This is a genomic window from Pseudomonas sp. MHK4, assembly GCF_054600775.1.
Window position 1 is genome coordinate 487,431 of record NZ_BAAIAK010000001.1, and the last position, 17,417, is coordinate 504,847.

The window sequence follows — 17,417 nt, forward strand, 5'->3', positions numbered from 1 at the left end:
TGTTCGAAAACAAGAATTCTGGAGAGCCATCATGGCCGTGAAAAAACGCCTCAATGCCAAAGAAAAATATCGCTGCATGACGCGTGACCTGGACTGGGAGCCCAGCTACCAGACACACGAGGACATCTACCCACACGAGCGTTTCGAAGGGATCAAGATTACCGACTGGGACAAGTGGGAGGACCCGTTCCGCCTGACCATGGACACCTACTGGAAGTACCAGGCCGAGAAAGAGAAAAAGCTTTACGCGATCTTCGATGCCTTCTCGCAAAACAACGGCCATACCACGCTGTCGGACGCCCGTTATGTCAACGCATTGAAGCTGTTCCTGTCCGGCGTAACGCCACTGGAATACCAGGCCTATCAAGGCTTCGCCCGGGTTGGTCGGCAGTTCAGCGGCGCCGGTGCACGCATTGCCTGCCAGATGCAGGCGATCGACGAACTGCGTCACGTGCAGACCCAGATTCACGCCATGAGTCACTACAACAAGCACTTCAACGGCCTGCATGATTTCGCCCATATGCATGACCGTGTGTGGTTCCTCTCGGTGCCCAAGTCGTTCTTCGAAGATGCGCGCACGGCGGGCCCGTTCGAGTTCCTGACGGCGATCTCGTTCTCCTTCGAGTACGTGCTGACCAACCTGTTGTTCGTACCATTCATGTCGGGGGCCGCGTTCAACGGCGACATGGCCACGGTCACCTTCGGTTTCTCCGCACAGTCCGACGAAGCCCGGCACATGACCCTGGGTCTTGAAGTGATCAAGTTCCTGCTGGAGCAGCACGAGGATAACGTGCCCATCATCCAGCGCTGGATCGACAAGTGGTTCTGGCGCGGCTACCGCTTGCTGACGCTGGTTGGGATGATGATGGACTACATGCTGCCCAACAAAGTCATGTCCTGGTCAGAAGCCTGGGGCGTGTATTTCGAAGAGGCAGGCGGTGCACTGTTCAAGGACCTGGAGCGTTACGGCATCCGTGCGCCAAAGCATGTCGAAGAAGCCAATATCGGTAAGGACCACATCAGCCATCAGGCGTGGTCGATCTTCTATCAGTACAGCCAGGCAACCAACTTCCACACCTGGATGCCGACCGACGAGGAGCTGGACTGGCTGTCCTCCAAGTACCCGGACACCTTCGACAAGATCTACCGCCCACGCTTCGAGCACTGGCGTGCGCTGCAAGAGAAGGGTGAGCGTTTCTACAACCCGACGCTGCCGATGCTCTGCCAGGTCTGCCAGATCCCGCTGGCGTTTACCGAGCCTGATGAGCTCACGACCTTGAGTCATCGCAGCGCTGAGCACGAGGGTGAGCGGTATCACTTCTGCTCTCAGGGTTGCTGCGACATTTTCGAGTACGAACCCACGAAGTACATCCAGGCCTGGTTGCCGGTGCACCAGATCCTCCAGGGCAACTGTGGGGGGGGCGATGTCGAGGGGGTTGTGCGCGATTACTACAACATCAATTCCGGCGAGGACAACTTCGAGTACCTGGGATCCGCTGAGCATCGACGCTGGCAGGACTGGCACCCGAATGATCGTGACAGCGCGCCGCCGACTCCCGTCGACCCGGATCTGCTCAAGACCGGTTGAGGTCTGGCGCTGTGCGAAGAAGCGGGTGTTCGCATCCGCTTGCAAACTACCTGACAAGAAGAAGGACAAGATCATGCCCGTGACTGCCATTGGTGCCTACAGCGCCCAACCCCTGGATAGCCAGGACAACTTCAATGGCCTGCAGTTGGTGTACCTGTGCTGGGAAAAACACCTGATGTTCTGCGCGCCCTTTACCTTTCCTCTGCCACCGACCATGCCATTCGCAGAGTTCATCGAGCAGGTCGTGAAATCGTCCATTGCGCAACATCCGGATGCCCGTCGCGTCGACTTCAGCCAAGCGCTGTGGCGATTGAACGACCGGCCTTTCACTCCGGACTACGCGGCCAGCCTGATCGATAACGGCATAGACCATAAAAGCCTGCTGCATATGAACACACCAGGCTTGAACGGCATCGCCGGCACTTTCAACTGAGGAACCGGTCATGAGCTACCAAGTAACCATCGAACCCACCGGTGAGCAAATCGAGGTGGAGGAGGGCCAGACCATCCTGCAGGCCGCATTGCGTCAGGGTGTCTGGTTGCCATTCGCCTGTGGCCACGGTACCTGCGCCACCTGCAAGGTTCAGGTGCTCGAAGGCGAGGCAGATCTGGGGGCGGCATCGTCATTCGCCTTGATGGATATGGAGAGGGATGAAGGCAAGGTTCTCGCCTGCTGTGCCATTCCTCAAAGCGACATGGTGATCGAAGCGGATATCGACGCCGACCCGGACTTCCTCGGACACCCTGTCGAGGACTATCAAGCTGTTGTCACCAGGCTTGAGGATCTGTCGCCCACCATCAAGGGCGTCCACCTGAAACTCGACCGGCCAATGGCATTTCAGGCCGGTCAGTACATCAACCTGCAACTGCCAGGAGTTGAGGGGACGCGGGCATTCTCGCTGGCCAACACGCCAAGGCGCGCAGACGAAGTTGAATTGCACGTGCGCCGTGTAGACGGTGGATTGGCCACCACCATGATCCACGATCGACTTCAAGTCGGTCACGCAGTGGAATTGTCCGGCCCCTATGGCCAGTTCTTCGTAAGAACATCACAACGTGGTGATCTGATATTCATCGCCGGTGGCTCGGGATTGTCGAGTCCCCAGTCGATGATTCTCGATCTCCTGGAGTCAGGTGATACCCGCCAGATTGTGCTGTTCCAGGGGGCACGCAATCGAGCTGAACTCTACAACCGCGAGTTGTTTGAAGAACTGGCGCGCGAGTTTGGCAATTTCACCTACGTACCTGCGCTCAGCCAAGCGGAAGACGACGAGGAGTGGACAGGTTTCAAGGGCTACGTCCATGACGCTGCGAAACAGCACTTCGAAGGACGTTTCAGCAGCCGCAAGGCTTACCTGTGCGGGCCACCAGTGATGATTGATTCAGCCATCACCTGCTTGATGCAGGGGCGATTGTTCGAGCGTGACATTTTCATGGAACGTTTCCATAGCGCCGCGGATGGAGCATCTGAAAGCACGAAATCGGCTCTGTTCAAAAGAATCTGATTGCACCGTAGAACAAAACGCCAACTCTGCTGGTTCCCCGACGACCAGCAGGGTGTCGGCTGACTATAAAAACAACAAAAGGTCATCAACTATGAAAGCAGCACCAAAGAAGACTTGCGCTCGTTATCTGTGCCACGCCGGTTTAAGTTTTTTAGGCGCCACCAGTATTGGGGTTCAGGCCACCGAGAACGGTGGTTCCTCTTATCCCATGGGTTCTGAGAATTACATGTCGGGGGCGATGCCTCCACCGGGTCTGTATTCGCAGTTCTTCGTCAATCATTACGAGGCCGATTCACTGCGTGACAATAGCGGCAACAAAGTGCCGGTGGATTTCAGGGTGCGGGCCAACGCCATTGCGCCGCGGTTGATCTGGGTCACTGGGCAGCAAGTACTCGGGGGGAGCCTGGCTTTCCACGCAATCGTTCCACTCGTGGATTTGAAAGTAGAGCTCAACGGGCAATCGCAAAGCAAACAGGGCTTGGGCGACATGATTTTTGGTCCGGCACTGGGCTTTCATCACAGCGAGAAGCTTCACAGCATTGTCGCCCTGGACTTTATCGCGCCCACCGGCGAGTACGATAAAAATGACCTGGCCAACCTCGGTCGTAACTACTGGGTGGTCGAGCCTGTTTTAGCAGTGTCTTATATCGACCCGAACGGACTGAACATCGATGCCAAGACCATGTATGACTTCAACCTGCGCAATAAAGCGACTGATTACCGCTCAGGTCAGGAATTACATATGGATTACGCAGTGGGTTGGGGGCTGGGTAATGGCTGGGTCGTGGGAGTGGGGGGTTATATTTACCAGCAGACCACGGATGACCGACAAGATGGCGATACCATAAAGGACAATAAAGGCAAGGTATTCGCTATTGGCCCTTCGGTGAAATACACGAGTGATAAGGGCTGGTTCTTGACTGCTAAATGGCAGCAGGAGTCCCAAGTTCGGAACAGGGCAGAGGGAGAGGCTTACTGGGTAAAACTGACCGTGCCTTTCTGATTTACTTTCAAGTTGATAGCCGCAGAGCTGAGTCGGAACACCCCGGCCTGTTATTGCGGCGACTACCGCAATAGCAGGCCGTGCAAAAGCCGACAGTGCGAATGACTTGGCTCACCGCCACCTCGGGCGAGGACCCGCCAATGCAAGTTGGCCGGCTCCAGGCAGCCGCGTGTGCGGCCCTAGAACACCTTGATCGGTACGTTGACGATAAGCCTGAGCTCGTCCTCATTGCCTTCCAGTTGATAGTCACTGGCACGGTGCGAGGAATAACTGGTGATCAGGCTGACGTTCTTGAAGGTACCCGATTGCACGGTGTAGCTGGCATTGATGCCCACTTCATAGTGGCTTTCCCCTCGCTGCTTGAGTACCGAGTTGTAGATGCCGTTCGGGCCACCGTCGTAATGACTGCCGTCGATGCCCATGCCCTTGATGTACCAGAGCGTAGTCTTGAAACCCGGTAGGCCATAAGCGACCCAATCGTTGTTGTAGAACACCCCGATTGAGCGCTCATTGGGGCCGTTGAAGAAAGACATCATGGTATTGGGCAGGCTGATGGCATTGGATTCGAAGGGATAATCGAAATATTCGTCACCCTTGATTTTCTGCAGGCCGATTTTCAGCGAGTGGTTGCGCCATTGCGGCGTGATACTCAGGCCGTAGGCCTGCTGGTCGATATTTCCGCCGATTTCGCGACCACTGGAACGGGTGTTGTAGGCATCCAGTTGCACGTCGACGTTGACCGGCCCCCAGTTGGTTTTCCTGCCCAGGCCCAGATACTCGCGATCCCAGATATCGTCAAAGCGAGAGACGTAGGCGCTGCTGCGCCAGCCAGCGCTCGATACATGGTCGGCGCCGACGTAAGCGTTGAAGTCACTGGTGACCAGGGGTGAACCAAAAGTGGGCGTCAAATCCTGGCTTGCGGCCCCTGTACGCGGCGAGCCCTTGTCGAAGTAGCCTGACTTGATCGTCAAGCCTTCGATGTCACGGCTTTCCAGGGACACCCCATTGAACGATGAAGGCAAGGTTCGGGTGTCGGTGTAGGACATCATCGGCGTCCTGACTTGCTGCCTGCCCACCTTGAGCAGTGTGTCGGCGATCTTGAATTTCAGCGCCGCGATGCCGAGCTTGCTCCAGTCATCGACCACGTCGCCGTCCTGGTTCACCAGCAATCGGTTACTGCCGCCTGCCGCGGCTTCGCGGCTACGTTCCAGCGCCACGGCCGAGAAGGTCGACAGATCCAGGCCAAACTTCACCGGCCCTTGGGTAAAACCGGAGACGAAGTCGAGCCTGATGCCCTGCAGCCAGGCGGTACGGTCACGCAGCTTGCGGACCCCGTCGGGTGTTTGCAGTTTGAAAAAAGTGTCCTTGTGGCCCACTTCGTGTGAGTACCACTGACGGGTATTGAGCGTCAGTGAGCTGTCTTGCAGAAAACCTTGCTCCTGGGCATGAACCTGGGAAGAAGAAACTGCGGCCGCCAGCGAGCCGACGGTGAATAACGCCAAATTACCTGTGCGATACATAGACCTTGCCTGTTGTTGTTTTTAGGGCAGATAAGAAGTAAGTCGCCGAGTCATCGTTATGGAGTGTTTGCGCGGGCAGGGCGTGGCCCGACGTGCCCCTCAGGCCGCGGGCGGCCGGAGGGTGGTCGTTCGGTTATCGGGTTGTCGTTTAGCGGCTGCAGAGATAATCCGTCACCAGTTTCAGCCAGCAGTCGGAGCCGATGCGAATCAGCGCGTCATTGAAGTCGTAGTGGGGGTTATGCACGGAGCAGCCATGAAACTCGCCTTCGCCGTTGCCCAGGAAGAAGTAGCAGCCGGGCACTTCGGTGAGCATCCAGGCGAAATCTTCTGTCGCCATGATCTTCGCCGCGTGCGGCAACAGGTGGCCGGGCTCGAACAGTGGCACCAGGCTCTGGCGCAGCAACTCCGTTTCCGTCGCCGTATTGACCAACGCTGGTGCCAGTTGCGTGGTTTCAAGTTCGATCTTGACGCCGAACGTGTATTCATGGCCCTGGGCGATTTCTGTCAGGCGCTGGTTGATCTTGCCTTCGGTCTGCGCGGTGTCGGTGCGCACGCTGATCAGCATCGAGGCCGTGTCGGGAATGATGTTGTAGACGGTGCCGGCCTCGACCATGCCGATGCTGATCACGGCGTGTTCATCCACGCACAGGTTGCGCGACTTCACGGTCTGGATCGCATTGATCAGGCTCGCCAGCACCGGTACCGGATCGACCGAGCGCTCGGGCATCGCGCCATGGCCGCCGCGACCCTTGATCAACACACGCACGCATTCCGAAGAGGCCATGGTGGGGCCGGCCTGGACCACAGCGGTCCCCAAGGGGATTCCCGGCAAGTTGTGCAAGGCAAAGATCGCGTCACACGGGAAACGTGTGAACAGACCGTCGTCCATCATGGCCCTGGCGCCGCCCAGGCCTTCCTCGTCCGGTTGGAAAATCAGGTTGAGGGTGCCATTGAAGTCGGGCGACCGGGCGATACGCCACGCGGCAGCCAGCAGGATGGCGGTATGGCCGTCGTGGCCGCAGGCGTGCATGCGGCCATCGATCCGGCTGGCATGGGCGAAGCGGTTGTTCTCCTGCATCGGCAGGGCATCCATGTCGGCGCGCAGGCCCAGGCGGCGCGTGCCGCTGCCTCGACGCAGTACGCCGACCACGCCATGGCCACCGATACCGCGATGCACTTCGTAGCCCCATTCTTCGAGCTTGCTGGCCACCAGTTCGGCGGTCAGCGGGGTGTGCGCGCCCAGTTCAGGGTACTGGTGGATGTCCCGGCGCAGCTGGATGAAAGCCTCCAGGTCCAGTTCGGCCGGGGTTTGGGTAGGGGTAGGGGTTGGGTTCAATGCATTCATCAGGTCACTCCCGACCAGGGTTTTCGGGGAATACCGCCAGGCACGCCAGACTGATGGCGCCACCGGCCAGCAGGTACAGGGCCGGCGCCTGGGGGTTATCCAGGGCCGACGTGAGCCAGGTGGCGATCAACGGCGAGAAGCCGCCGAACAGGGTGACGCCGAAGCTGTAGCTGACGGCGGTGCCCAGCGCCCGGCGATTTTTTGGAAAGGCTTCCATGATCAGGGCGAAGAAGGCTCCCGAACCGATGCAGCCAGGCAGCACCAGCATCGCGATGACGAACATCGCCACCCACAAATTGGTGCTCAAACCGAGCAGGTAGAAGGCAGGCCACGCCATCAGCACGGGCAAGGCGATGGTCCAGGCCAGCAGTTTCTTGCGCAGGCCGTGGCGATCGGCAAAGCGTCCGGCCAGGGGCGTGATGATCGCCAGGCAGGCACTGGCCACGCAGGCGATGGCCAAGGCGCTGCGTTGCGGGTAACCGAGGGTTACCGTCAGGTAGGCGGGCATGTAGAAAATGAACAGGTAGATGCCGATGGTGGCGCTGGCCATCAGGCCGATCGCCAGCAGGGTGTGCCGCAGGTCGATGTGATCGCGCAAGCGACCGTCGCGCTTGCTCGGTTCGGCTTCGTGGGTTTCCGGCAGGCAGCGACGGATGTACCAGCCTAGCGGTCCGATCAGCAGCCCGAGCATGAAGGGGATGCGCCAGCCCCAGCTCTCAAGGTCCTCGACGCTCAACGCATTGTTGAGCAGCAATCCGAGACCGGCCCCCACCATGGCCGCGTAGCCCTGGCTGGCAGCCTGCCAACTCACATTGCGACAGCGGTTCGCCGTGGCACTGGACTCCATCAGGTACACCGACGCAGTCCCTATTTCTCCGCCCGCGGAAAAGCCCTGGGTGAGGCGGCCAGCCACCAGCATCAAGGTGCCGAACAGGCCAATATCCTGATAGGAAGGCGCGAAGGCAATCATCGCGGTGCCGAAGGTCATCAAGCTGATCGTGAGACTCAACGCGGCCTTGCGGCCCCGGCGGTCGGCAAAGCGACCAATTACCAGGGCGCCCACCGGGCGCATGAGGAAGCCGACGCCAAAGGTGGCTAAAGACATCAGTAGCGAAGCCATTGCCGACTGCGCGGGGAAGAAGTTTTTCGCAATCACCACCGCGAAGAAGCTGTAGATCGTGAAGTCATACATTTCCAGGGCGTTGCCTAGCGCGCAGGCGACAGTGGCTTTCCTGGAGCCGATCGCGGAGGGCGTCGCGGCGCGGCGGAGGGGGGGCGCTTGCAGGGTAGTCATCGGTTTTTCCTGTGACAGTTTTGTTGTGGCCCGAATATCCGGCAAACACTGTCACTGCGCACTTGCGCTTTTCTTCGCGAATTAACCGTTGGTTAAGATGCCGGGTCGCCCTTGGCAAAGGCGGCGCCAGTTCGGTGCGATATCGCCCGATTATCGATCACATGCCCTGTTTGACGACAGCGGCGCGGTCATGGTGGCCACGCTACGTAGTCGGTAGGTGGATGTTGCAGCCCACTATCCAGGCGGACAGGGTCAGCGGACCCAGCAAACGGGGAGGAACTTAACCGTTAGGCATATCGTTGCGTTTTTCTTAAGTTTATCGAGCCTGCCCTAGCGCGAAGAATCCATGGTTTGATGCCTTGAGAGCACATTTCTGATCGCGTGATAAAGGTCGCGAGCCGTCGTTGTCAGAGCATTGCGGTCGATACAGACCAGATAGATGGGGTACTCGGGGATGATTTCTTCGATCTTGACCTGCACCAGGTCTTCATTGAGTCCCTTGGGCAGTGAGTTTTCCATGCCGGCTTCACTGAGCGTCATGAACGCATCGGCGTGGTGCAACAGATCCAGCGCCAACAATACCGACGAGCACTCGGTGATCCGCTGCGGGGGAGCAATCTCGTTGTCTTCGAACATCTGATAGAACTGCGACGAGTGATCGTCGATGGCATCGAGGCTGATCCAGTTGGCGAACTGCAATTGTCGCAGCGAGTGGGAGTGGCGCAGCGGATTGTTCTTTCGACAGACCACCAGGCCCTGCATGCGGCCCAGCGCCTCCCAATCCAGGTTCAGCCTCTGGGTATGCTGCTGCGAGGTGATGGCGAAATCCAGCGTACCGTCCCGCAGTCGCTGCAGCATCAGGTTGGGCCGAAGATCCACCAGGCGGATGCGCACACGCGGATTCTTGGTCTGGAACCCGGCAATGCATTCGCCCAGGCCTTTGAGCACCGATGTCAGTGAAGTGACACCGATGGTGACTTCACCGACCTGCATGTCCCTGATGTTTTCCGCCTCCAGTTGCAGGCGTCGCATGCTCTCGACCGTCAACTGTGCATGGCGAATGATGCGGCGGCCTTCGTCGGTGAGCGACATGCCCTTGTGGGATCGCTGCAACAGGGCCAGGCCCAGTTCGCTCTCCAGGTCCTTGATCGATCGGCTGATGGCGGGTTGGGTGACATGCAGGATCTGCGAGGCTTCACTGATGCTGCCGGTCTGGTGGATGGCGACCAGTGCCTTGATTTGATGGAGTTTCACTTAACGACAGGTCCTTGCAGTGCGACGAAGGTGCTGCACGTTACAAGTGCCAGACCGCCGCGTCCATGCTGACTTTGATGGGACTTTGCTCCACGTCGATCCTTGTTCACGTTTCTTCAGCGGTGCTACCGGCATGTGCGATCCAGGGATCGAATTTTGCCCGATCACTGGCGATTTCCCCGTGCATTGCTAGCCTCAGTCCTACAAGACATCCCTCACAAGGAGTGGGGCCGTGGATGGACGTGTGGTATTGGCGGTCTTGAGCGTAGGGCTCAGCGCAACCGTGTCGGGCGCCGAACTCCAGGTGCAGGTGCGGCTCGATGTGCAACGTGGCTGCCAACTGGTCGGGCAACAACGCAGTGCGGGTGTCGAGCAACTGGGCGTGCTGGACTTCGGCAGCAGCGCGCGCCTGGACGATCGCGCAGGGCCGCTCGAGGCCGCCCTGATGAACGAACGCCTGCCCCGGCTCGAATGCAATCCCGATACCACTTATCAAATACGCGTCGATGGCGGCCTGCACGGTGGCGTCGGCGACGTTCGTTACATGGCCGGTAGCGCCGAACACGACAAACCCATTCCTTATCGACTCTTTCAGGACCCGGCGCGGCGAATTTCGCTGGCGGTGGATGTGCCGGTGAGCGGTCGGGTGCCGGATACCGGCTCGGTGGACCTGCCGTTGTACGCCCGCATCGAACCCTTGGCACAGATACCCAGGGTCAGTCGCTATGCAGATCTGGTGAAGGTGACGCTCACCTGGTAATCGCATGAGCAGTCAACAACCCAGGCTCAGTCGGGTTGTGCAGGGAAGGAGGCGTTCGCGAACGAACGACCAGTTTGTCAACCTGAGGGAATCGGGATGGGTGTCATGACCAGGTTCTGGAAGATGTTCGCCGTGGGCGCGCTGGTGCTGTTGGCCGGTGTCGTACAAGCGGCCGTCAGCGGGCAGATCCAGGCGCGGCTGACCCTTATCGCCGGTTGCGAAGTGACTAACGGCGGCAATCCCGACAGCCCGGTCAGCGACCTCGGCGCCCTTGACTTCGGCCAGCAAGGCCCGACCTGGAGCAACCCGATCAAGGCCAATATCGCTGACGAAGTCAGCGGCAAATTGAACGTAGCCTGCAACCCTTCGGTCACCGGCTTTACCGTCACCATCGATGGTGGCACCCATGGCGACGGCACCACCCGGCGCCTGAGCAACGGCCGCCAGACCGTCGCTTATCAATTGTTCGTCGATGCCAGCGGCAACCGCAGCTACAGCATCGGCCAACACCACAATTTTGCTGTCACCAGCGGGGCGCAGATACCGATTCCGGTATTCGGCTCGGTGGTGGCCAATACCCGCGCGTTACCCGCCGGTGTCTATTCCGACACCCTGACGGTAACGCTCGACTGGTAACCCCGTAGAGGACGGACACCATGCGTACGTTTACATCAAGGATAGGTTTGTCATTGCTTGGCCTGACGCTGGCGTCCGGCGCCCAGGCTGCCACCACGGTCACCGGCCAGATCACCTCCAGCCTGATCCTGATCAGCAGTTGCCAGGTCAACGGGGGCGGCGGTTCCACCAACCTGAACTTTGGTGCCCTCAACTTCGGCACCGCCAACAGCCTGTTCACCACGGCCACGGGGCAAGTGCTGGGCGGAGGCGGCGGGGCGCTGTCGATTCTTTGCTCGGCGGGCACCACGCCAACGGTCAAGGTGCGCGCCGGGGCCCACGATGGACAATCGGCGGGCGGGACCCGGGCGTTGTACGACGGTGTCGCCAACTATGTGCCGTACGACCTGTACACCGACGCCGGGCACTCGCAGATCCTGGCGATTGACGGGGTGATCAACCTCGCCGCCAGTACCGGCGTGGCGCAGACCGTGAACCTCTACGGTCAGGCGGTGGGCAAGGCCGGTTTGCCGGCGGGCACTTATACCGACACGATTTCCGTCGAACTGACGTTCTAGCGCCATGGGCCGGCAGGGCTGTGCGGCGCTGCTCCTGCTGGGGGCGGGTGTGCTGCCGTCGCCGCTCACTGCGGCGACCAGCCAGAGCTTCCAGGTCAGCGCCACGGTGACGGCCGGTTGCCTGGTGGTCGGCGGGGTCTCCAATTACGGCAGCCTGAATTTCGGCAGCCGCTCGGCGCTGGCCACCGGCCCGGTGCAAGTCGCACTGACCGGGGGCGTACAGTTGCAATGCACGCCGGGCGTGACCCTGAACATGAGCATCGATGGCGGACAGTACAACAACGGTGGGCGACACATGCAATTGACCACCGGCAACAACCGGGTGGCGTATCAACTGTTTCGCGACGCGGCCTACAGCCAGGTCCTGGGGATCGGGCAAAGCGTGGCGGTGGCGTATGGCGATGCGAACAACATCAGCCTGCCGATCTACGGCCAGGTGCAGTTACCGGGCAATCAACCCGGGGGGACGTACAGCGACGTGCTGCAAGTGCAACTGTCGTGGTGACGGGGCGAACGGATCAGGCCTTCTGGGCAAAAAGGAGCAGGCTCATGGTTTCATCTTCGAGACGGCGGTGGGTCGTCGGTCATTTGCTGTTGGCACTGTTGTGGTCGGGGGCAACCCGGTTGCAGGCGGCCAGTTCGGTGCTGATCTGGCCGATCGATCCGGTGCTGGAGGCCGATCAACAGGCCAGCGCCCTGTGGCTGGAAAATCGCGGCAGCGAGACCGCCAATCTGCAGATACGCGTGTTTGCCTGGAGCCAGAGCGGCTTCAGCGATCAATACCAGAACCAGCGTGACGTGATCGGCAGCCCTCCGGTGGCGAAGATCGAACCCGGCCAGAAACAGCTGGTGCGCCTGACCCGCACCCGGGAAATCCCGCCGGGTCAGGAACTGGCCTACCGCATCATCATCGATGAAATTCCCTCGGCGAAACCCCCCGAGGCGGACGACGGCAAGACCGCGGCGGCGATTCGTTTTCAGATGCGTTATTCGGTGCCGTTGTTCGCCTATGGCGCGGGCCTGTGGAGCAAGGAAGACACCACTCGCCCGCGCGATCCGAAAGGCGTCGGCCTGCCGGACCTGAGCTGGCGCACGGTGGCCGTGGACGGTCGACCTTATGTCGAGGTGCGCAACCAGGGCGCGGTGCATGCGCGCCTGACCGATGTGGCGCTCAAGCAGGGCAGCCAGACCCGGCCGTTGGTAGACGGATTGCTGGGCTATGTGTTGCCCGGCGCGATCATGCGCTGGCCCGCGCCTGGCCCGGTGGCTGGCGACCCGGCGTTGCAGGTGCGGGTCAATGGTGCGCCGCAGGTGCAGAGCATAACGCCGGCTCGGTGACCTGCCGTTGATTCTTTTGCAGGCGCCTTTTGCCTGCGGTTGAGTGGTGGTTGAGTGGCGGTGGAGTAAAGGAGACCAAGTCCAATGACGGACAGGAAGCGGTAATGAGCCAGGGTTGGGCTCGCAGTTTGCGGCGTCCGTTTTGGGCCATGGGCTGTACGTGTTGCCTGGTGGTCAGTTATCACGCAGAGGCCGGTGAACTGCCGCCTCCGCCCAGCGGCATGGAGGCTGTTGCCGATGCGCAGTTGTTCCTGGAACTGGTGGTCAACCAGATGAACACCGGACGAGTCGTGGCGGTCGAGCAGCGCAATGGGCAATTTTTCGTGCCTGCCAGTGCGCTGCATGACACCGGCATGAAATTGCCGCAAGACATCAAGGCCGAAGTAGGCCTCGACAGCTTGCCGGGCTTGCACAGCGAGTACGACAGTCACGCGCAGCGCCTGTTGCTGGAGGTACCGCCCGACTGGCTGCCGGAGCAGTTCGTCGGCCGTCGCCAAGCCTATCCGCGTACCCCGGCCCTGAGCAGCTTCGGCGCCTTGCTCAACTATGACCTGTACCTCAACGACACCGATGATGCCGGCACTTACCTGGCCGCCTGGAACGAAGTGCGACTGTTCGACAGTTGGGGGACGCTGTCCAGTACCGGGCAATATCGCCGTACCTTGTCCGGGGACGCGGTTGACACGCTGAACAATGGTTACCTGCGCTATGACACCACCTGGCGCTATTCCGATGATGACCGGATGCTGACCTACGAGGCCGGCGACCTGGTCAGCGGTGCCTTGCCCTGGAGCAGTTCGGTGCGTCTGGGTGGCGTGCAACTGTCACGGGACTTCGGCGTACGCCCGGACCTGGTGACCTACCCCTTGCCGCAGTTCGCCGGGGAGGCTGCGGTACCGTCGTCGGTGGACCTGTTCATCAACGGCTACAAGTCCAGCAGCGCCGATCTGCAACCTGGGCCCTACACACTGACCAACATTCCGTTCATCAACGGTGCCGGCGAAGCCGTGGTGGTCACCACCGACGCGCTGGGACGCCAGGTCTCGACCACGGTGCCGTTCTACGTCACCAGCAGCTTGTTGCAAAAAGGCCTGTCGGACTTTTCCGTGGCGGCCGGCACCTTGCGCCAGGACTACGGCCTTCGGGATTTCAGTTATGGCCCTGGCGTCACGTCCGGTAGCTTGCGTTACGGCCTGAGTGACACCGTCACCCTGGAAAGCCACGCTGAAGCCACGGACACGCTGGCGCTCGGTGGTGTTGGCGGCAATGTGCGGCTGGGCAATTTCGGTGTGCTCAACAGCGCCGTCAGCCAAAGCCGTTTCGACGGCCAAACCGGCCAGCAACTGAGCCTGGGTTATCAATACAGCAGCCAGCGCTACAGCGTTTCCTGGCAGCGCCTGCAACGGCGTGATCACTATGGCGACCTGACGGTGGTCGACAGTCCGTACACCACCCTCAGCCAACGCAGTGAGCAGGCTACCCTGAGCGTCAATCTCGATACCTGGGGTAGCCTCGGCGCCGGGTATTTCGACGTGCGCGCGGCGGACGACTCGCGCACCCGCCTGCTTAACCTGACCTGGAGCAAACCGTTGTGGCGCAGTACCAGCTTGTACCTGTCGGCCAACCGCGAGATCGGCGACAGCAACTGGGCGGTGCAGGCGCAACTGGTCATTGCGTTCGACCTGCGTGGCAGCCTGGCCATCGGCAGTGAACGCAGCAAGGACGGCCAATCGCAGCAGCGGGTCAACTACAGCCGTGCCGTACCGACCGAGGGCGGGGTGGGCTTCAACCTCGGCTACGCCAAGGGAGACGGACCCGATTACCGGCAGGCCGATTTGACCTGGCGGCTACAGTCGGTGCAATTGCAGGCCGGGGTCTATGGCACCCGCGATGTCCAAACCCGTTGGGCCGATGCCAGCGGTTCGCTGGTGTGGATGGACCGCCAGGTGTTCGCCGCGAACCGCATCGACGACGCGTTTGTGGTGGTCAGCACCGATGGCTACGCCGATATTCCGGTGCGCTACGAAAACCAGCCGGTGGGCCAGACCGATCGCAACGGCCACTTGCTGGTACCCTGGAGCAGCGCCTACTACCGCGGCAAATACGAGATCGATCCGCTCAACCTGCCGGCCAACGTGCGCAGCCCGAACGTCGAGCAACGCATCGCGGTGCGCCGTGGCAGCGGCTATCTGCTGGAGTTTCCGTTAAGCCGGGTGATCGCGGCGAGTATCGTGCTGGTGGACGCGCAGCAGCAGGAGTTGCCCTTGGGCAGCGGTGTGGTGCATGAGCAGAGCGGCACGCAAACCGTGGTCGGCTGGGACGGCCTGGTGTACCTGGAAAACCTGCAGGCGCAGAACGATCTGCGGGTGACGTTGGGCGATGACAAGACCTGCCACGTGCAGTTTGCCGCCGATCTGACGCAGGATCAGATCCCGCTGATCGGGCCGTTGGTGTGCCGATGAAATGGCTGATGCTGCTGGTGCTCGGGCTGCCCGCCCCCGCGTGGGCCTTGTGTTCGGTGGTCGGCACTACGCCAGTGGCCTTCGGCTCATTGAGTTCGATTGCCGTGCGCACCACCTCGCAACAAGGTTCCACGCTCAACGGCGGCTTGAGTTGCAGCGGCTCGCTGTTGACGTTGCTGAGCAGCGACGATCACTTCTGGGCCACCGTCACCTCGACCCAGAGCGGTTTGCGCGGTCCCACCGGCGACATCATTGGCTATACGATCTACGCCAACAACAGCACCAGCTACCCGCTGACCCGCGGCACCGCCTACGACTTCGCACGCAACGGCATCATCGATGCGCTTGGCCTGCTCGGAGGCACGGTCCCACGAACCGTGCCCTTGTATTTCGGCACCACCCTGGGGAGCAACGTCGCGGCCGGGATCTATAGCGAAACCCTGAGCATTTTCTGGAACTGGAACTATTGCTCGGGCATCGGCATTGGCGGGCTTTGCCTGGGCCGCGACAACAGTAGCGGCACCGCCACGTTGACGATCAACCTGACGGTTGCCAACGACTGCACCATCACCGCCCCGAACATCGCCTTCGGCAGCGCGCCGGTGGTCAGTGCTTTCGCCCCGGTCACCGGACAGACCATCAACCTGGCGTGTACCAAAGGCAGCGCTTACACCGTGGGACTGAGTGATGGGCAGAACCCGCTGAGTGTCGGTGGACGACGCCGGATGATCTCGAGCGGTAATTACCTGGCCTATGACATTTTCAAAAGTGCCGGCACGACCCGCTGGGGAAGCGTGGGCAGTGCGCGTCGGGCCAGTTCGGATGCCGAGGTCAATCCGGGGAATGGACTGGGGATAGGGAGCCAGATCTTCAATTACAACGCCAGGATCTATACCGATCAGGCGACTCCGCCGGCGGGGACTTATCTGGACAGTGTGGTGTTGGATGTGGGCTTTTGATGTCTGGTCGCTCGACGGATCGAGCGAACGCTCGGGCATTGGGCCATGGCCACCGATAACGCGATGCATTTTGTTTTGAGGTTCAAGCATGGAATGTCAGCAGGCATGAGTATCGAACGTTTATGCCCAGGCGTTGAAGCATCCTGCTTTAGCGCTGCAGTGCTACTCACTCAGGTGACTTAATCGGAAAACAACTCGAACATCAGCTGGCGCAGCCAGCGATTGGCCGGGTCCTTGTTATAGCGAGCGTGCCAGAACAGGTTGATTTCGATGTTGGGCAGCTCCACCGGCGTCGGCAGCACCGTGAGCCCAAAGGGTTGTTCACAACTGCTGGCGAATCGTTCAGGCACCGTTGCCATCAAGTCGGTGCGTTGCAGGATGTGGCCTACCGCGACGAAGTGGGGGACCTCCAGGCGTATGTTGCGCTCGATGCCGGCCCGCGCCAGGAATGTATCGACTTCGCCATGCCCGGTGTTCGCCGCTACGACGCGAACGTGGTCATAACTGCAATAACGCTCCAGCGTGAGCGGCTCCCGGGTAGCAGGGTGGTCCTTGCGACACATGCAGACATAACGATGGTGAAACAGGCGCTGCTGGAAAAATCCGGCCTGCAGGTGCGGCAGTAACCCAACGGCGAGGTCGATCGCCCCGTTCTGCAAGCCTTCGGCCAGGGTATCGGAGGTGTTGCGCAGGGTGCTGATCGAGCAACCCGGAGCGCGCTCGGCCAGGGCGTCCATCAGCCGCGGCATGAAGTAGATTTCGCCAATGTCGGTCATCGCCATGGTAAAGCGCCGATTGCCGTTGAGCGGGTCGAAGGTGTCCTGGCGGCTGAGCGCATCGCGCAAGGTCTGAATGGCCATGGCGACCGGTTCAGCCAGCTGCTGGGCGTAGGGCGTAGGCTCCATGCCTTGATAGGTCCGCACGAACAGCTCGTCGTTCAAGGTGACACGCAGTCGCTTGAGCGCGTTGCTGACAGCGGGCTGGGTCAGGTCCAGATGATCCGCCGCCGTCGATACCCGGCGATCGAGCAGCAGCTGGTTGAAGACCAGCAGAAGGTTGAGATCAAGTTCACGTAATTCCATAACGCCTCATGCAGATTGCGCGCTCATGAGGGCGAAGATTTTCGCCCGTGGATGGGTCTGCACCGCTCTGAAATCGCCGTTGCAAGCACCAAAGCCTAACAAGTGCCAGACTGC

At 60.5% G+C, this 17,417-nt stretch carries 16 protein-coding genes; 11 read left to right on the plus strand and 5 right to left on the minus strand.

The window, feature by feature from the left end; all coding sequences use genetic code 11:
• The first annotated feature begins 31 nt into the window (after positions 1-31).
• From ACYP2Q_RS02090 to ACYP2Q_RS02105, 4 genes are all read left to right on the plus strand, one after another.
• Entirely contained in the window at positions 32-1,588 is a 1,557-nt protein-coding gene (locus tag ACYP2Q_RS02090) for an aromatic/alkene/methane monooxygenase hydroxylase/oxygenase subunit alpha (RefSeq protein WP_459728941.1), read from the plus strand.
• Positions 1,589-1,661: 73 nt separating this feature from the next.
• A complete protein-coding gene (locus ACYP2Q_RS02095; RefSeq protein ID WP_459728942.1) occupies positions 1,662-2,021 on the plus strand; it encodes a phenol hydroxylase subunit P4 in 360 nt (119 codons plus the stop codon).
• Between the two features lie 10 nt (positions 2,022-2,031).
• On the plus strand, positions 2,032-3,093 hold the full coding sequence (locus ACYP2Q_RS02100) for a 2Fe-2S iron-sulfur cluster-binding protein (protein ID WP_459728943.1): 1,062 nt from the start codon (positions 2,032-2,034) through the stop codon (positions 3,091-3,093).
• A 91-nt stretch (positions 3,094-3,184) separates the two neighbouring features.
• Complete coding sequence (locus tag ACYP2Q_RS02105) at positions 3,185-4,096, plus strand: SphA family protein (RefSeq protein WP_459728944.1); 912 nt, start codon at positions 3,185-3,187, stop codon at positions 4,094-4,096.
• Positions 4,097-4,275: 179 nt separating this feature from the next.
• Here ACYP2Q_RS02105 and ACYP2Q_RS02110 read toward each other — a convergent pair whose 3' ends face one another.
• The 4 genes from ACYP2Q_RS02110 to ACYP2Q_RS02125 form a co-directional block, all read right to left on the minus strand.
• Complete coding sequence (locus ACYP2Q_RS02110; protein WP_459728945.1) at positions 4,276-5,616, minus strand: OprD family outer membrane porin; 1,341 nt, start codon at positions 5,614-5,616, stop codon at positions 4,276-4,278.
• 148 nt (positions 5,617-5,764) lie between these two features.
• Positions 5,765-6,961 (minus strand): M20 aminoacylase family protein, encoded by a 1,197-nt coding sequence (locus ACYP2Q_RS02115; RefSeq protein ID WP_459728946.1) that lies wholly within the window; start codon positions 6,959-6,961, stop codon positions 5,765-5,767.
• Positions 6,962-6,965: 4 nt separating this feature from the next.
• Positions 6,966-8,255 carry an MFS transporter gene (locus tag ACYP2Q_RS02120; protein WP_459728947.1) on the minus strand — a complete coding sequence of 430 codons (1,290 nt, stop codon included), beginning with the start codon at positions 8,253-8,255 and terminating at the stop codon, positions 6,966-6,968.
• A 330-nt stretch (positions 8,256-8,585) separates the two neighbouring features.
• The gene (locus ACYP2Q_RS02125) at positions 8,586-9,509 is read right to left on the minus strand and encodes a LysR family transcriptional regulator (RefSeq protein ID WP_459728948.1); all 924 of its coding nucleotides are present in this window, start codon (positions 9,507-9,509) and stop codon (positions 8,586-8,588) included.
• Positions 9,510-9,741: 232 nt separating this feature from the next.
• Here ACYP2Q_RS02125 and ACYP2Q_RS02130 point away from each other — a divergent pair, with 232 nt between their 5' ends.
• The 7 genes from ACYP2Q_RS02130 to ACYP2Q_RS02160 all read left to right on the plus strand — a co-directional run bounded on the left by ACYP2Q_RS02130 (position 9,742) and on the right by ACYP2Q_RS02160 (position 16,221).
• Positions 9,742-10,269 (plus strand): Csu type fimbrial protein, encoded by a 528-nt coding sequence (locus ACYP2Q_RS02130; RefSeq protein ID WP_459728949.1) that lies wholly within the window; start codon positions 9,742-9,744, stop codon positions 10,267-10,269.
• Between the two features lie 105 nt (positions 10,270-10,374).
• On the plus strand, positions 10,375-10,905 hold the full coding sequence (locus ACYP2Q_RS02135; protein ID WP_459728950.1) for a Csu type fimbrial protein: 531 nt from the start codon (positions 10,375-10,377) through the stop codon (positions 10,903-10,905).
• A 20-nt stretch (positions 10,906-10,925) separates the two neighbouring features.
• Positions 10,926-11,462: a Csu type fimbrial protein gene (locus tag ACYP2Q_RS02140; protein ID WP_459728951.1), complete on the plus strand. Its 537-nt coding sequence runs from the start codon at positions 10,926-10,928 to the stop codon at positions 11,460-11,462.
• 4 nt (positions 11,463-11,466) lie between these two features.
• Positions 11,467-11,967 (plus strand): Csu type fimbrial protein, encoded by a 501-nt coding sequence (locus ACYP2Q_RS02145; protein WP_459728952.1) that lies wholly within the window; start codon positions 11,467-11,469, stop codon positions 11,965-11,967.
• A 44-nt stretch (positions 11,968-12,011) separates the two neighbouring features.
• Positions 12,012-12,800, plus strand: coding sequence for a fimbrial biogenesis chaperone (locus ACYP2Q_RS02150; RefSeq protein ID WP_459728953.1), 789 nt, complete (start codon positions 12,012-12,014; stop codon positions 12,798-12,800).
• 104 nt (positions 12,801-12,904) lie between these two features.
• On the plus strand, positions 12,905-15,262 hold the full coding sequence (locus ACYP2Q_RS02155; RefSeq protein WP_459728954.1) for a fimbria/pilus outer membrane usher protein: 2,358 nt from the start codon (positions 12,905-12,907) through the stop codon (positions 15,260-15,262).
• Complete coding sequence (locus ACYP2Q_RS02160) at positions 15,259-16,221, plus strand: Csu type fimbrial protein (RefSeq protein WP_459728955.1); 963 nt, start codon at positions 15,259-15,261, stop codon at positions 16,219-16,221. Before ACYP2Q_RS02155 ends, ACYP2Q_RS02160 begins: the two co-directional genes overlap by 4 nt.
• Positions 16,222-16,400: 179 nt before the next feature.
• On the opposite strand, the gene ACYP2Q_RS02165 is transcribed toward ACYP2Q_RS02160, so the two are convergent.
• Positions 16,401-17,303 carry a LysR family transcriptional regulator gene (locus tag ACYP2Q_RS02165; protein ID WP_459728956.1) on the minus strand — a complete coding sequence of 301 codons (903 nt, stop codon included), beginning with the start codon at positions 17,301-17,303 and terminating at the stop codon, positions 16,401-16,403.
• Between the last annotated feature and the right edge of the window lie 114 nt (positions 17,304-17,417).